This is a genomic window from Vibrio parahaemolyticus, assembly GCF_900460535.1.
Classification (GTDB): domain Bacteria; phylum Pseudomonadota; class Gammaproteobacteria; order Enterobacterales; family Vibrionaceae; genus Vibrio; species Vibrio parahaemolyticus.
In genome coordinates, this window is the sequence record NZ_UHIL01000002.1 from 1,595,561 (window position 1) to 1,611,585 (window position 16,025).

Genomic DNA, 16,025 nt, shown 5'->3' on the forward strand with positions numbered 1-16,025 from the left:
CGTCTATAACTGTCCTGTAGCAACCAGCATGAGAATGTAGATCAGTGGTGGACTAAATCTGTTTGTTGAAGTCGATAAAAATAAGCGTGTTGTCCTCATTGTAGGAGAAATTATGTGATCATTTACTTTCCTCGTGTTCGAGAAGTACTGCTCTAGAGCGCCTTTCCCTAGAGTCATGAAAATCTCTTTGTACCAATCGCCACAAGCTTTCTTAAAAGCCAACGTTTCAGTTTGCTCAAGCGTAAATCCCATGTGTGCCAACGTATTTTGTTGCACGGATTCAAGGCATAGGGTGAGCGTTTGATCGTTTAACGCCAACATAAGCTGTTCAACTTTTAGCATTGTTTCATCATAATACGCTCCCTGACTTGTCATGCTGGAACCACAGCTCGGACAGATTAATGTTGGGGTTTGCATTCGACTAAGGTTCTTTACAGTGTAACTGCATGAAGAACAGCTATTAATGAGCCTCGTTCCGTGTTTGTAGCAGTGAAAAACACCCTGTAGTTGGTGATGTTGGTGAAAATATGAAATACCAACAGTATCTAAGTCTTCAGCAATACAGTCTTTGCAGTAACGCCACAAACGATTATGTACCGTTTGGGATTGTGTAAAGTCGATGTCATATGGCTTTCCTTCCAAAAACAATGGTAGTTCGCGTTTCTCTCGCTCGTTGAGGAAAGACTTGATGACGTTGCCGTGCATATGCATTTGCCAAATCGAACGATTGTCATCATTAAGAATATTCATCAGTATGGCGTCTAGGTCAGACATGACTGTAACTGGCGACGCACTGAAATTTGCCAGCCCTACACGTTTTGCTGAAGTAGCAAAAGTGCCAAAAGGGGACATGGTATGAATTCGGCTAAGGAAGCTTCTTAGGTGTTCGTTCGGTAGTAGGTACAAGATGTTATTCATACTTTCTAGCCCGCGCTAGTAAGGCTTCAGGAGTTAAGCTCTCAAGCATTTCTTGGTCTTTCTCAGTTAGGTTTAAGGCAGAACGAGAGCTTCTAAGTGATTGCTTATAGACTTGGTTGCCGTCAATATTTGAGCCACTTTCTGAAAACAAATCCTGTTGAACCGAGTGCAATTGAGATAAAGGATTGCAATCCTCATATTTATAAAATTGACCACGCTTTAGTGCCGTTAATGCGCCTGAGACCAAGAGAAATTGCTCTTTGAATACATGGTCTAGAGCAGCCATGCTTAGGTCTTGATTGTTTGGTGTTAGATAAGTCAGATAAGACAATGTGGCCTTTATTAGGCTGCTCGCGATAGCAGGGATCCCTGCTGATAAGTAGTGAACATGGCGCGTTAGAGTATCAATGTCAGTTGTCTGATTCTTAAGTAATTGTGTCGGGCACATTTGCTTAATGAAGCGTTTCCAAAACGAACTTTCAACATCACATTGCTCTAAGATTAGCGACCCTGTCTTTCCAATTCGCCTAGCGGCAGTCATCTCTTTAGAAAACAGATTGAGTGTTGATAGTGTCCCGACGAGTAATAGTGGTACACCAACCTTGTTAAACAACTCTTCCACGAACTTTAGTGTGGCGTTCTCGTTGTTACCGACTTTCTCGTACTGTCGAGTTTCAGATAGGTTCTGGGCTTCATCTAGAACAATAATCCCAACACCATGGATGAGTAGCGCCTTACGAACTGCAATCATTAGCGCCGTAACTGAGCTTTTCTGATGTGACTCGTAATAATTCTCACCAGTTACCGAATCGATGGACTCAAGAATCCTCCAGAGTAGTGCACGCTGCCCGCGAGCTGTTGGGATATCGATCTTAAGCCAGACAATTTGTTCGTAGATGAACCTTTGTCCTTGGTACTCTTGATGTGAAATGACTTGAGGAATTGCTGACAAGATGCTTTCTACCATCGCTGACTTACCGCGACCTGATAGGCCCGCTACCAAAAAACTCTGCTGATTTGCTGTTTGCTTTAGAGTGCGCTCTTGCCCTTCAGGTATTTCAATAGAGTCGGCAAATTGCAATTGTTTAATATCGCCATACACCAAAGGATTGCGATAGATATAGCCTCGCTCAATCATGCGAAATACGGTGTCATAAAGGCGTGGGGCTTCATCCTGAACAACATAGCACTCAGATAGGTTATCAATGAATGTTCTGGTGTAGTAACCATGATGCTCAGTAGGGAGCGAACTGACATCAATCAACATGTCAGGAGATAGTGTTGTTGCCTGGATAAATTGTTTAGGTAGCAATGGCATTCCAAGCGCTTCAATCAGAGGATTTTTTGCCATCTGAGAGTTAGGGTGAGGTATATAATTAGCTATCATCTTGTTCATCATCAAAGTCAAAAAAATCAGGTGTTTCCAAGTGTTGGGTACTCTTTTTAGCAGTGGAGCTAGCGTTATCTTCGGAACTTAACGTTGCTGCTATTTGTTCAGATTGTTTGCTGCGTTCAATAGAAGAGACGATACTCTTTCGTTCTTTGATACCTGTCTGGATAGACTTTGCTGACGATGTTTTTAAGAATCGAGCGTCAGCTTTTGCTTGTTTATCGATTTCATCCAGTTTGTTTAAGAACTCAATTTTGTTAGCGAATGAATGTTCTTCATGAAGGCTTTGTTTTTGTTTGGTTAATTCGATTTCATGAAGGGTCGATTGCCAAATTTGATTACGATACGCTTCAGAGCGGTCAGTGAGTTCTAAAGTAATTAGTTCGTTAGATTCAGGGTCTTTACACCAAATAAAGTTCGTTGAATTTTGGTCGTATCGAACCTCCACTGTGTATCGGCCAAAATTACGAGCTTTGTCTAACCACTGTTTATGAATGATTTTGTTAGCGCTGTAATACAGCCCCTTAAAGTAAACGCCCTCCATTCTCACAGTCGCCTTATCAGCAGGTAGCAATGCGAAACGAAGTCGCTCTTCGGGTATCTGAGCTGGCGGTATCATCATTTCTTCTAGCCCGTAGAGATATAAGTCTCTAGGAGAGAAACCAACATCATCACGAGACATCTCGAAGTTATGGTTGTTCTTTCTAAGGCGGTTGTTATTGGTATAAATGATTGTCCTTATGAGCTTTTCCATGAATGCTTCGAAGGACATCGACGCTTTTCTAGAAGCGTGTTGCTCTTCCTTGCTGGGCACTTTCATGACTTGACCAGGCACAAATCGAACAGCATTTTGATGAAAGATATCAAACGCTTTCTCGACAGTTCCTTTACAATCCCCGCGATGATACGGAGCGAAACTGGCGATTGATAAGCCAATTTCGCCCTTAAGCATGCTTTCAATGTTACGGTCTGTATACTCGGAACCTCGATCCATGACTAACTGTGAGCAGACATGGTGGCACGGCCATTCGTTTTCAGTAATTTCAACGCCATAGCGTTTAGCAAACTGGACTTTGTTGGTAAAAGCATTGAAAAGGGCTTGTGATGCTCCAGTCCAATCTGGGCCGTGAAAACAAGCATGAGTGCCAACAAACATGCCAGACCACGTATCTACAACTAGATAGATCACAGGGCGTCCAGTGGCTAACTGATTGGTTTTGTCGTAGGGGTAGCGTATGTATTGATCAACGACTGTTGCATCTATTTCATAGCGGCTTGCGGGGCCACGAACACCCTGTCGAGCAAGGCCTGCACGGCCTCGGTGGTCTTTTTGAAAATTGGTCGTACCGACAGCCTTCCTTATCAATTCAAGTTGATCTACGTTTTGCTTAAAATGATATTTAAATGCATTTCGTGAAATGAGTTTGGCCCTTGGAACGGGTAAAGCTATCTCATGTGCTTCTTCAATCATTGGTTTAACACGTGCATACATGAACTTGCGTGTAAACTGATCGTATAAGTCACTCAGCCTAGCTTTGCCACCGTTTGGAATGGTTTTAGCAAATCGTCGAATATGTTTAATGTCTTGTTGAGTGACTCCACGATAAGGACTTCCATATCTGGTTTTCGGGCCACTTTTGCCTAACTCAGGGTCTTGGTCAAATGACGGTGCTTCAGGTAAAGACTGATTCGTTCCGCAATTTCTCCATAAAGGGAGTAGAGCATTGACGTGAGAACCGTAATACCAGTAACGATTTAAAATTTTTGCTACATAACTGCGGCTGCGACCTGATGTTTCTATCAATCGATGTAGGATTGAACTGCTATCGATAAAAAGATAGTTGTAACGTAGTGCGTCGTTATCGATTAACGGGGCAATAATGTTGAAGCTGTTATCTCTGCGTTGTAACCACTTTCTGCGCTTCTTATCCTTCAGTAACTCTTCGTCCGACATGTATAGGTAAGGGCTAAAGGAATGCTCTAGCACTTTCCATTTGCCCAGCTCTATTTGGCTCAACGTATCACTCAGCATAATCGTATGAGGCCTTTTAGGGCGTTCAACATTGAGCTGAGTGACAGCAATCAGGTCGAGGTCTTGGCAAATATCTACGATAAGATATTCAAGCCCTTTTTTGCCATCGACTAATTTTTGATTAATTCTCATCGTGTTGCGAAATCATCATTACAGGGCGAAAAACTTCGATGCGCTCATTCAGATCAACGTCTAGTTGACCTGAATACGCAAGATGTTGAAATATCTCCAACGCAGCAAGTTCGGTTACATCGTGTACTAATGATGCGTGATTCAAATGCTGCTTTAGAGTTTTCTCTGGGGCGTTTATAAGGCTTCTGGTTAGAGTGTTTAACATCCCTTCGCACAGTGGGCCTTCGATTCGACTCTCGCGTATATGATGGTAGGTTTCTCTATGCCATTGAAGGTTGTATGTTTTGTTGGGGTTTAAGTCTTCATCTGTTATTTGCGTTAGGTGATGGTTATAACGCCCCCAGTACATCTCTTCAATTTTGAACTTTTGTTGGGTTCGTGTGACTTTTTGGGGAGACTCAAATTCAGTGTTTAGTGCTGAGCTCGGTTTATAGTTATATGGCTGAATGCCAAGCTGGTCTCTCATCGCATCATATAAGGTGACAACGAAATCCGTGGTCATGGTTGCAGCAGGAATATCTTTACCATCCCTTTCTTTGTATTTAGCAGGGTGTCGATAATTCAGATATTTAGCCCACTTGAGAGTTTCATTTATCGGTAAGGGGTATTGTTCCTGTATATCCAAGACTTCAGGGTCGTGCTCAAGATGAAAAAATAGAGCAAGCTCACCTAAGCTGAATAAGTGATGGCAGCGTTTCGTCTTGTGACTGAAAACAATATGAGATAGACCGACACTATTTGAACGTCGAACTGTAATATATGGCTCGTACTCACCATTCTTAATCTTCTTTAAGTGTTTTTCTAATTTTCTGAGCTCATAGTTTGTTATGTATGGTTGCTTAACTATTTTCATATACCTAATCCTCACTTACTAATATATTGTTAGCAGCCTTTCTAGGGTTTGTCTAACTGGTGTCGCGCCTAAGTTGCTGTAAATAATAGATTTATTATAACTTATATAATTAACTTAGAGCTTAGGGAGCTGAATTAGAATAGCTTGTAATTCAATGTGATATTTGAAGGGATACATGGAATTTGCAGTTTTTCATTAGGCTTATTTATTATTCCTTATATAAATCGATATAGAATCTAATGTCTTTATATTTCATTGCTTTAAGAAAGGATTGTTCACGGATCGTACACTTGGAACTCTGACTCAAAAAAAACTGATAAAACATGCAAATTTATTGGTCAGGTTGCTTATTTTCGACAGAGTTAGATATCTTTTTTAAAGAGGCTAATATTACAAACGTGTGATGATTAGTTAGGCTTGGTTATGGTTAGCGCAGAAAGATTTATCAGTATGGCATGGGAACTAGAGCTCACCATCTGCTCATTGATAACTGAGCATACACCAGAGGGCTACTTGGATGTGTGTAGAGACCGAGCCAAGAGTAGAGGCATAGATGTCTTTAATCTGAACTTTAATGAGTATGAATCCCCACTAGTTGCTTTCGCAGCAGAAGAGAATCGAGAACTGGTTGCTACTTTGGAAGGTTGTAGACGCAAGACACTTGTCATTTTTGAAGGAGCTGACGCGCTGGCACCTTTGGAGTGTAATGAGACGTTTTGGTTAAGATCTTTAGTGAACAATAGCAATGTTATTGGGCTTGTTGTTGTCTTCTTGGTTACGAATGAGGGGAAGGTAAGGTTGTTTCAGGATAGTGAGGGAGCGTTCTATCGAGATTGTGTACGTTTAAACTAGATAACAACACAATATGACTTACTTTTAACCATTTAGTTTGAAGCCTTGGACATTTTTCACATAGCCAGAATTGCTAAGTGTAAATAAAGCTTATTGAAGTTTGATTACATGCAAATATTCATCAGAACTCATATGTTATCATGGAGAAATAACGACAAATTAGGTAGTTGGCAGAATGAGTTATAATGAGTTTGTTGGCACGGCTGAGATAACAGAGCAAGGCATACGTAAACATTTTACTAAATGGAAAAAAGTTCCTTTACAGTCGGTTATTGAATTAGTCGCAAACGGTTTTGATGCCAATGCTAAAACTGTCCATGTAGATATAGAATACAGTGAAATGGATGGCTTGGTGTCGGTATCGGTACTCGATGATGGCACTGGTATTGATATTGGCTCCTGTGATGAACACTTTTCTAGGTTTTACGAATCTTCTAAAAAAGATGATGATGATTTACAAGGAGCCCATGGTCGTGGACGTTTAGCGTTTCATCTTCTATGCAATGATGCTATTTGGTTTACCAAAAGAAGCGAGGGCAAGAACGCTAAGATCTCAATTCAAAACGGAACTTTAAGAGAATTTAGAGCAGCAGAGTTGACAGAAAGAGAGCAGATTGCGGCGTTACAAAACTCTGCACACGGGACTTATGTTCAACTCTCTAACTTCACGACCAATTTGCCTACAATAGATGTTATTACCGCTAAGCTTCAGTGTGAGTTTGGCTGGCGATTAGCCCTCAATAAGAACAGAAAGTTATATCTCAATGGTGAGGAAGTTGAAGTCCCTGATAATCAATTGGTTAAGAAAACATTCCAGATAGAGGATGAGTCTTTTGACGTTTCTTTTGTCCGCTGGTTTGATAAACCAGGTGTTGAGAAATCGTACAATTACCTAGTCAATTCTGATGGAAGAGTTGTATTTAGGCAGCTTAGCAGCTTTAACAAGAAAACTGATTTCTATTTAAGTACATACACATCCTCTAAATGGATTCGCACTTTTGATAAGTATTCTAGTAGTCTGAACTTTACCAATGAGCCTTTAGCTAACCCTAATAGCCCAATCTATAAGGAGCTTTTAAAAAGAATTTATCAGGTTAGTTCAGAGATCTATGAGCAGTTTCAGATAGAACAGGTTGAAATGCAGATAGCCCTATACGAAAACAAGGGCTTCTTTCCAGAGCATAGTAACCTCTCTGATGACGAACGAGCTTGGCGTCGAAAAAACATTAAAAGCGTTGTTCGAGAGATCTACGTAGCTGACCCAACTCTTTTTAGAAACTTAAAACCTAAACAAGCGAAAATCCTCATAGCTTTGTTAGATAAAGTTCTAGTTTCAAATGAAAATGATGATCTTCTGGATGTTTTAGAGTGTGTTCTAGGACTTGAGGGTGAAAAGCTAAGTACCTTGTCTAACCAGCTCTCGAAAACATCTTTGGAGAATGTGATTGCCACCATAGAAGTGCTTCAAAAACGTGATATGGCGGTTTATAAATTGAGAGAATTGATGGTTAGGCATTATAAGGAAGTGCTTGAAACACCTGATTTGCAGCAGATCATTGAAAAGAACACGTGGTTGTTCGGAAATCAATATTCATTAATTGGAGCCGAAGAGGCAGATTTTCAGAAAATAGCAGTAGAGTTGAGAAACCACGTTAAGGGAATTAATACTCTAGATGAGGAAGATTTCGAACACAAAGACCTTGAAGAAGGACTCAATGTTGAAGGTGTGAGGCGACAAGTAGACTTATTTCTTGCCCGTAAAATGATGGCATTCGACTCTTCCAATCGTCCTTATTTTAAATGCACGATCATTGAAATTAAAAAGCCTAGCGTAGCCCTCAATCGAAAGCATTTGAATCAGATAAAGGACTACGCAAGGATCATTGCTCAACATGTTGGCTTCTCAGACCAAAAGATGAAGTTTGAGTTGATTCTCGTGGGAAGAAAAGTATCAGATAGTGATTTCGAGATTCCTTCTGCACTTGAGACTGCTGAAGAGAAAAATGAACCAGGGTTAGTATTTAGCCAAGATAAGGGGCGGATTAAAGGGTTTGTCAAAACATGGGCAACTATTTTCGACGAGTTTGAATTATCGAACCACTACTTACTGGAAAAACTCAAGCTCAAAAGAGATTCTCTTGAAGGTGAAACGTCAGTCTCGTTAGTCTCAACTCTTCAAGAGGAAGAATCCTGAAAATGAGCATGTGAGTGTTGAATAGTATGTATAATTTTCGATATATGTTTGGCTTAAAGCTAATATTGTCAGTAACTTAATGTAGTCTAAAGATGTTAAAACCAATTGTAAAAGAAGATGGTGTAACCACCAGAGAACGATATTTAGCAAAGCTAACTTCATCCAAGTTCTTTGGGCTATGGTCTTATCCAAATGTTTATACAGATGAAGGGCTGTCTAAAAATGGGCAGGGTAAAGAGCTTTGTGACTTGTTAGTCGTCTCAGGCGATACTGCAATAATCTTTTCTGATAAAGACATTAAATTTAGTGTTGAGAAAGGGGAAGACGTTGCTTGGAAGCGTTGGTTTAAAAAAGCTGTGACCAAGTCTGCACAGCAGCTATATGGGGCGGAAAAGTGGCTATTGCAACATTCGACTAGGGTTTTCTTGGACAAACAGTGTACTAGCAAGTTCCCTTTAGAGCTAAGTTCTATAAAAAAAATACATTTAATTGCTGTTACGTGTAATACAGCTAGCTACATAAAGCGAAGTTTTAACAGTCGCAGTGGGTCTCTGATTCAACAGTATCATATGGATATTCATAAGTGCATGGAACAACCTTTTCATATAGGAGATTTATATCCTGATAAAAGATTTATTCATGTGTTAGATGAAGTAAGTCTTGATATTGTGCTGACTGAAATTGATACGATTACTGATTTCATACACTACTTAGATGAAAAAGTACGTGTAATCAGGAACAAGGAGCTATCTTGGGCAACTGGAGAAGAGGAAATAGTATGTGCGTACTTACGAAATCGTTATTCTTCGCAAGAAAACAATTTGGGGAAAATAGCACCACCAGTAGAGAGTGACAAAAAATTAGGAATGGCTTTATGTGATGGATTATGGGATGAGTTTAAGAGATCGGATATCTATTCCGTTACCAAAAGCTACTTTAAACAAGGCAGTACACTGGATACTTTGTTAGAGCGTTTTTCTTCGCATATTCTTGAGGGTAATGTCGGTATTGCAGCAGACAAGCCTTTTAGCACACATGAACAAGCTGTTAGAGAGCTAGCTATAGAACCTCGTATGTCTAGAGCAAAGTTATCACATGCTTTTTCAGATAAATTGATGGAAGTACCTCAGAACAAGAGAAGCTCTAGGCTAATTCGGTCAGATTATTTTGAAAAAAAATTATACGTTTTCCTGTTTTTGCCTAGAGATGATGAACAAAGTGATATTGAGTATAGAGATGAAAGGCAGCAGTTCAGTAACGCGTATGCTCTAGTAGCTAAACTAATACACCCTCACATCACAAAGGTTGTATTAATTGCTACTGATACATATGGCACAGTTAGAACATCTGAAGATATTTATTGTTTTAACTTCGATAGACCATTGGAAACGGAAGAAAAAATACTAGCTCGAAAGCTTCAAAAAGAAGAGGGGATTCTTAAAAAGGCAAAGACTGGATTCAACAGACCTAACTGGCTTAAGGCAATAAAGAAAAGCACACGCAAAGATAGCCCTAAGAACTACAAGAATGTAAAACCAAAGCGTAATGAACCTTGTGCATGTGGTTCAGGTAAGAAATACAAAAAGTGCTGTATGCCAGCTTGAAAAACATAAGGCGAATCAAGAACAAGAAAGTCGAACCATTTGGTTCGCCTTTTGTTATTCAAGTTAGTTTCCAACTTAGTTATCGGTTTTCAACTCGGTTATCACAGTTTCCAACTTAGTTATCTGTGATCATCTGGAGCGATGTTGCTCATCGCACTAGCTCTTCACAACAACTTTCCAATACCTGTGATTATTCGTAGTTTTCTAAATTAGAGAAGGCACTGACAAGGTTTTGTCCAGAAGTGAGTTAATACATCAGCAATAAAAACAAAAAGGCGAACCAATCGGTTCGCCTTTGTCTATTTAGCTTCTACAAAAATTAATCTTCGTAGTTATCGATGCTTGGGCACGAGCAGATTAGGTTACGGTCGCCGTAAACGTTATCTACGCGGTTTACTGTTGGCCAGTATTTCCAAGATTTGGTTGCTTTAGAAGGGAAGCAGCCAAGTTCGCGTGAGTATGGGCGATCCCATTCTTCAGCAGAAAGGTCAACTTGCGTGTGTGGCGCATTAACTAGCGGGTTGTTCTCTAGTGGCCATTCGCCGTTTTTCACTTTCGTCATTTCTTCACGAATAGAAATCATCGCATCACAGAAGCGGTTTAGCTCTGCTAGGTCTTCAGATTCCGTTGGCTCAACCATTAGCGTGCCAGCAACTGGGAACGACATGGTTGGCGCGTGGAAACCGTAGTCCATTAGACGTTTCGCGATATCTTCTTCGCTAATGCCTGTTTCTTCTTTCAGCGGACGGATGTCGATAATACATTCATGCGCTACGCGGCCATTTTTGCCACGGTAAAGAACAGGGTAGTGAGGGCGTAGACGCTCCATCACATAGTTAGCGTTTAGAATCGCGACCTTGGTTGCGTTGGATAAGCCTGCTTCACCCATCATTGCGATGTAAGCCCAAGAGATAGGTAGGATAGATGCGCTACCAAAATCTGCAGCTGATACTGCGAAGTCTTCGCCTTCTACACCGTTCTCGATGTGACCTGGTAGGAAAGGTGCTAGGTGGGATTTAACGCCGATAGGCCCCATACCTGGACCGCCGCCACCGTGAGGGATACAGAAGGTTTTGTGTAGGTTTAGGTGAGAAACGTCTGAGCCGATAAAGCCAGGGGACGTTAGACCTACCTGTGCGTTCATGTTCGCGCCGTCTAAGTATACTTGACCGCCTGCGGCATGAACCATTTCACACACTTCTTTCACTTTCTCTTCGTAAACGCCGTGCGTAGAAGGGTAAGTGATCATGATGCTTGATAGGTTGTCTTTGTGCTTCTCGATTTTCTCTGCTAGATCGTCGATGTCGATGTTGCCTTCGTCATCACACTTAACAACCACAACTTTCATTGACACCATAGATGCGGTTGCAGGGTTAGTACCGTGCGCAGAACTTGGGATCAAACATACGTTGCGGTGACCTTCGCCACGGCTTTCGTGGTAGCGTTGAATCGCGATAAGACCTGCATACTCACCTGATGCGCCAGAGTTTGGCTGTAGTGAGAATGCGTCATAGCCTGTGATTTCACAAAGCTTCTCTTTTAGATCTTTCGTTAGCGCTGCATAGCCCGCTGCTTGTTCTGCTGGTGCAAATGGGTGGATAGAACCAAACTCAGGCCAAGTGATTGGGATCATCTCTGCCGCTGCGTTTAGCTTCATCGTACAGCTGCCTAGTGGGATCATACCGTGCGTTAGCGAGAAGTCTTTGTTTTCAAGCTGTTTTAGGTAACGCATCATCTGCGTTTCGCTGTGGTAAGTGTTGAACACTGGGTGTGTTAGGTATTCTGAAGTGCGACGTAGCGCTTCTGGAATGGCGGCAAACTCGTTACCAGCAATTTCCGTTGATAGTGCGGCAACGTCTTCTTTTACGCCAAAGACGGCGAACAGTGCTTCGACATCTGCAACGGTTGTTGTTTCATCTAAGCTAATGCCTAGTTTGCCAGGTAGGACGCGTAGGTTGATGTCTGCTGCGAGTGCTTTTGTGTACAGATCTTGCGTTTTCTCACCAGTGTTGATGGTGATGGTGTCGAAGAAGCTGTTATGAGCAAGCTCAAAGCCGCCTTTCGTTAGGCCAGCAGCAAGAATTGCAGTCATGTGGTGCGTACGACGAGCAATGGTACGCAGACCTTGTGCGCCGTGGTAAACCGCGTAGAAAGACGCCATGTTTGCTAGTAACGCTTGAGCGGTACAGATGTTTGATGTCGCTTTTTCACGGCGGATGTGCTGCTCGCGAGTTTGCATAGCCATACGAAGTGCTTGGTTGCCTTTCGCATCGATAGAAACACCGATAACACGGCCTGGCATTGTACGTTTATGTTTGTCACGAGTTGCCATAAATGCCGCGTGTGGACCGCCGTAACCCATTGGTACGCCGAAACGCTGAGCTGAACCGATTGCGACGTCTGCGCCCATTTCTCCAGCAGGCTTCAATAGGGTAGAAGCAAGCAGGTCAGTCGCAACAGTAACAAGCGTTTTGTTTGCTTGTGCTTTCGCGATGATGTCCGTTAGATCACGAACTTCACCCGTTGTGCTTGGGTATTGAACCAGCGCGCCGAATACGTCTTGCTCTGGTAGAGATTCTAAAGAGCCAACTAGCACTTCAAAACCGATGAATTTAGCACGCGTTTTTACCACTTCGATGGTTTGTGGGTGCACGTCGTCAGCCACAAAGAATACGTTGCTCTTACTCTTACCAGCGCGCTTACAAAGTGTCATTGCTTCTGCCGCTGCCGTTGCTTCATCAAGCAAAGACGCGTTTGCGATTTCCATACCGGTTAGGTCGATAACCATTTGTTGGAAGTTCAGTAGTGATTCCAGACGGCCTTGAGAAATTTCTGGTTGGTATGGTGTGTACGCGGTGTACCAGCCTGGGTTTTCTAGTACGTTACGCAGAATGACATTTGGCGTGAACGTGTTGTAGTAACCCTGACCGATGAATGTACGTTTGACTTGGTTTTGTTTTGCGAATTGTTTCATCGCAGCCAACATGTCCGCTTCGCTTTTCGCTTCTGCCAACGTCATTGGCTGCTCAAGGCGGATGTTTGCTGGTACGGTTTCGCTGATCAGTGCGTCTAGGCTAACTGCGTTGATCGCTTCCAACATTTTTTGTTGGTCAGAAAGTTTTGGTCCGTTGTGGCGTCCAACGAACTCGTTTTGTGTGCTGAGGCTTTGAAGTAATTCAGTCATTGTCCTTTACCTACTCCTTGGCTCGGGTATCGGAAATGGTCTTAATTGACTCATTTAATTATACGTCCGAACCTAGAAAAAAAGCTGCTCTCTAAACAGGCTAGGGAACAGCTTTCGTAACATCCTAATTACTCTTCTTCGATAGAGCTTAGGTATTCTTCCGCATCTTTTAAGTCATCCAACTCAGATGGGTCAGAAAGTTTCACTTTCACGATCCAACCACCTTCGTATGGTTCTTCGTTGATTAGCTCTGGGCTGTCTTCAAGCTCTTCGTTGATTTCAACTACTTCACCAGTTACTGGTGAGTAGATGTCTGAAGCCGCTTTTACAGACTCAACCAAAGAGAAGCTTTCGCCAGCTTCTACTTCATCTTCCACGTCTGGTAGGTCAACGAATACTACGTCACCCAACATTTCTTGCGCATGCTCAGAAATACCGATTGTCACTGTGCCGTCACCGTTGTCACGTACCCACTCGTGGCTATCTGTAAACTTCAGTGTTTTGTCCATTGCTTAATCTCCAAATAACTTGTCAGGAATTATTCTGATTTAAAAAGTCGTTTACTGGTAAAGAGGGAAGCGACTGCAAAGCTCTTTTACTTCTTTGCGAACGCGTTTCTCAACGATTGCGTCACCTTCTGGGTTGTTCACCAAACCATCCAGTACGTCGCCAATCCAATTACCGATGAGTTTGAATTCTTCAGCGCCAAAGCCGCGGCTTGTACCCGCAGGCGTTCCTAAACGGATGCCCGATGTAATCATAGGCTTCTCTGTATCGAATGGGATGCCATTTTTGTTACATGTGATCCCAGCACGCTCTAGAGCTTCTTCTGCTTTGTTGCCTTTCAAGCCTTTAGGACGAAGGTCAACCAGCATTAAGTGCGTGTCTGTACCACCAGTTACGATGTCGCAACCGCGAGTTTGCAATACTTCCGCTAGGACTTTTGCGTTATTGATCACCGAATCAATATAAGTTTTAAATTCAGGGCCAAGTGCTTCACCAAATGCGACCGCTTTAGCGGCGATAACGTGCATTAATGGACCGCCTTGTAGGCCTGGGAATACCGCCGAATTGATCTTCTTAATGATGTCTTCGTGGTTAGTCAGAATCATGCCCCCGCGTGGACCACGCAGTGTTTTGTGCGTTGTCGTGGTCACAACGTGTGCGTGTGGCAATGGGCTAGGGTGTGCGCCTGTTGCGATAAGGCCTGCGATGTGCGCCATATCGACCATTAGGATTGCGTTCACTTCGTCGGCGATTTCACGGAACTTTGCGAAATCGATAGTACGTGGAATCGCGCTACCGCCTGCGATGATCATCTTTGGTTTGTGTTCTAGCGCCAGAGCGCGCACATCATCGTAGTTGATTTCTAGTGTTTCACGATCAACGCCGTATTGAACTGCATTAAACCACTTGCCAGATAGAGCAGGGCGTGCACCGTGTGTTAGGTGGCCACCTGCGTCCAAAGACATGCCAAGAATGGTGTCGCCAGGTTGAAGTAGTGCCAGTTTCACTGCGCCGTTTGCTTGAGCGCCTGAGTGAGGTTGAACGTTTGCGTATTCGCAATTAAAAAGTTTTTTCGCACGTTCGATAGCAATGGCTTCCACTGTATCTACGTGCTCACAACCACCATAGTAACGGCGACCTGGATAACCTTCAGCGTATTTGTTTGTTAGGCATGTGCCTTGAGCTTGCATTACCGCTTTAGACACGATGTTCTCAGAAGCAATAAGTTCGATTTGTTCGTTTTGGCGAGTGAATTCCGCCTGAATTCCGGCAAAGACAGCGTCATCTGTCGCAGAGAGGTTGGTAGAGAAAAAGTTTTCCAAGCTGTGGTTAGGGTAACTCTTATTCATGGTAGTTGACCTTCCAAATCTGAAAATGAACCCGCAGAAGATTGATTGACTTGCGATGTGGTTCATTTGTCCTCAAAACAGCTGAACTGCGTAGCAGAACAGAGTGAACATCCAGCCCTAAAAAGTGGGCGAAAACTCCGTCGGATTGCGCTTTTTCTTCTTCAATCTCTTACGGAAATTTGCATCTCTACATCTAACAAGTTGGTAACATAGCGCTTGAGGCGGGAACAATCAACCAAAAATTTCCTATAAGAAACAAGATTTCTAGTTTTGTTAACAAGAGCACGCTTTAATTAACGTGGTGCACTTTTATCCACTATAGGGTTCATGCACAATGCTAGTAGGAGAGAAATAAGGATATTTATAGAGGGATTTATGGCAGAAAGTATTTACGATGAATACCCGTCGATGACGTTGGCGAAAGAACAAAATGATCAAAATATCGAGCCGTTAAAGCTTGGTCAGCGCATTAAGGATATCCGTTCTAAGTTGGGCATTACGTTAGAAGAGGCGAGTCAGCGTACTGGCCTTGCGCGTTCTACGCTAAGTAAGATTGAAAACGAACAGATTTCTCCTACGTTCCAAGCCATGCAAAAATTGGCGCTTGGATTGCAGATTGACATGCCACAACTATTTGAACCGCCAAGAAAAAAAGTGGCAACAGGGCGTAGAGATATCACTAAGAAAAGTGAAGGAAAACCACACCCAACTCAGACCTATGAGCATGAACTGCTCGCGACACAACTTTCCAATAAGAAAATGATGCCGTTTAAGAGCCAGATCCGTGCTCGCAGTTTCGACGAATACAAAGATTGGGTTCGTCATGATGGCGAGGAGTTTTTGCTCATCTTATCAGGAGAGGTTATGTTCTATTCTGAGTTTTACGAGCCGGTGGTTTTGAGCGAAGGTGACAGTGTCTATTACGACGCGAACATGGGACACATGTTGACCAGCGTAAGTGAGGAAGATGCTCAAATTTTGTGGGTTACCGCCAAGTAGTGATAAATAGT

General features: G+C 42.6%; 10 protein-coding genes. 3 read left to right on the plus strand and 7 right to left on the minus strand.

Annotated features, from left to right (window positions below):
* Positions 1–3: 3 nt before the first annotated feature.
* From DYB02_RS24320 to DYB02_RS24335, 4 genes are read right to left on the minus strand one after another with little or no spacing between them, the layout of a single operon-like run.
* Positions 4–918, minus strand: coding sequence for a TniQ family protein (locus DYB02_RS24320; RefSeq protein ID WP_029803942.1), 915 nt, complete (start codon positions 916–918; stop codon positions 4–6).
* Positions 911–2,305: an ATP-binding protein gene (locus DYB02_RS24325; RefSeq protein ID WP_029803944.1), complete on the minus strand. Its 1,395-nt coding sequence runs from the start codon at positions 2,303–2,305 to the stop codon at positions 911–913. Before DYB02_RS24325 ends, DYB02_RS24320 begins: the two co-directional genes overlap by 8 nt.
* Positions 2,295–4,472, minus strand: a complete 2,178-nt coding sequence (locus DYB02_RS24330) for a TnsB C-terminal domain-containing protein (RefSeq protein ID WP_029803946.1) — start codon at positions 4,470–4,472, stop codon at positions 2,295–2,297. The genes DYB02_RS24325 and DYB02_RS24330 overlap by 11 nt, the downstream gene beginning before the upstream one ends.
* On the minus strand, positions 4,462–5,325 hold the full coding sequence (locus tag DYB02_RS24335) for a TnsA endonuclease N-terminal domain-containing protein (RefSeq protein WP_029803948.1): 864 nt from the start codon (positions 5,323–5,325) through the stop codon (positions 4,462–4,464). The genes DYB02_RS24330 and DYB02_RS24335 overlap by 11 nt, the downstream gene beginning before the upstream one ends.
* A gap of 1,027 nt (positions 5,326–6,352) precedes the next feature.
* Between DYB02_RS24335 and DYB02_RS24345 the strand changes: the two genes are divergently transcribed.
* Together DYB02_RS24345 and DYB02_RS24350 are read left to right on the plus strand one after the other, a co-directional pair.
* Positions 6,353–8,371, plus strand: coding sequence for an ATP-binding protein (locus tag DYB02_RS24345; RefSeq protein ID WP_029803950.1), 2,019 nt, complete (start codon positions 6,353–6,355; stop codon positions 8,369–8,371).
* 92 nt (positions 8,372–8,463) lie between these two features.
* Entirely contained in the window at positions 8,464–9,975 is a 1,512-nt protein-coding gene (locus DYB02_RS24350; protein WP_021821637.1) for an SEC-C metal-binding domain-containing protein, read from the plus strand.
* A gap of 319 nt (positions 9,976–10,294) precedes the next feature.
* Here the strand turns inward: DYB02_RS24350 and gcvP are convergent, their stop codons facing one another.
* The 3 genes from gcvP to DYB02_RS24365 all read right to left on the minus strand — a co-directional run bounded on the left by gcvP (position 10,295) and on the right by DYB02_RS24365 (position 15,015).
* The gene (gene gcvP / locus DYB02_RS24355; RefSeq protein ID WP_029806121.1) at positions 10,295–13,159 is read right to left on the minus strand and encodes an aminomethyl-transferring glycine dehydrogenase; all 2,865 of its coding nucleotides are present in this window, start codon (positions 13,157–13,159) and stop codon (positions 10,295–10,297) included.
* A gap of 128 nt (positions 13,160–13,287) precedes the next feature.
* The gene (gene gcvH, locus DYB02_RS24360; RefSeq protein ID WP_005454126.1) at positions 13,288–13,668 is read right to left on the minus strand and encodes a glycine cleavage system protein GcvH; all 381 of its coding nucleotides are present in this window, start codon (positions 13,666–13,668) and stop codon (positions 13,288–13,290) included.
* Between the two features lie 51 nt (positions 13,669–13,719).
* Positions 13,720–15,015: a serine hydroxymethyltransferase gene (locus DYB02_RS24365; protein ID WP_005478453.1), complete on the minus strand. Its 1,296-nt coding sequence runs from the start codon at positions 15,013–15,015 to the stop codon at positions 13,720–13,722.
* A 375-nt stretch (positions 15,016–15,390) separates the two neighbouring features.
* Between DYB02_RS24365 and DYB02_RS24370 the strand changes: the two genes are divergently transcribed.
* On the plus strand, positions 15,391–16,014 hold the full coding sequence (locus tag DYB02_RS24370) for a helix-turn-helix domain-containing protein (protein ID WP_005454180.1): 624 nt from the start codon (positions 15,391–15,393) through the stop codon (positions 16,012–16,014).
* Positions 16,015–16,025 lie beyond the last annotated feature (11 nt).

What these genes read in the sequence shown, in the direction of transcription:
- DYB02_RS24350 (WP_021821637.1), top strand. Translation starts at nt 8,464, where the DNA reads ATGTTAAAACCAATTGTAAAAGAAGATGGTGTAACCACCAGAGAACGA.
- gcvH (WP_005454126.1), bottom strand. Translation starts at nt 13,668, where the DNA reads ATGGACAAAACACTGAAGTTTACAGATAGCCACGAGTGGGTACGTGAC.
- DYB02_RS24320 (WP_029803942.1), bottom strand. Translation starts at nt 918, where the DNA reads ATGAATAACATCTTGTACCTACTACCGAACGAACACCTAAGAAGCTTC.
- DYB02_RS24330 (WP_029803946.1), bottom strand. Translation starts at nt 4,472, where the DNA reads ATGAGAATTAATCAAAAATTAGTCGATGGCAAAAAAGGGCTTGAATAT.
- gcvP (WP_029806121.1), bottom strand. Translation starts at nt 13,159, where the DNA reads ATGACTGAATTACTTCAAAGCCTCAGCACACAAAACGAGTTCGTTGGA.
- DYB02_RS24325 (WP_029803944.1), bottom strand. Translation starts at nt 2,305, where the DNA reads ATGATAGCTAATTATATACCTCACCCTAACTCTCAGATGGCAAAAAAT.
- DYB02_RS24345 (WP_029803950.1), top strand. Translation starts at nt 6,353, where the DNA reads ATGAGTTATAATGAGTTTGTTGGCACGGCTGAGATAACAGAGCAAGGC.
- DYB02_RS24365 (WP_005478453.1), bottom strand. Translation starts at nt 15,015, where the DNA reads ATGAATAAGAGTTACCCTAACCACAGCTTGGAAAACTTTTTCTCTACC.
- DYB02_RS24370 (WP_005454180.1), top strand. Translation starts at nt 15,391, where the DNA reads ATGGCAGAAAGTATTTACGATGAATACCCGTCGATGACGTTGGCGAAA.
- DYB02_RS24335 (WP_029803948.1), bottom strand. Translation starts at nt 5,325, where the DNA reads ATGAAAATAGTTAAGCAACCATACATAACAAACTATGAGCTCAGAAAA.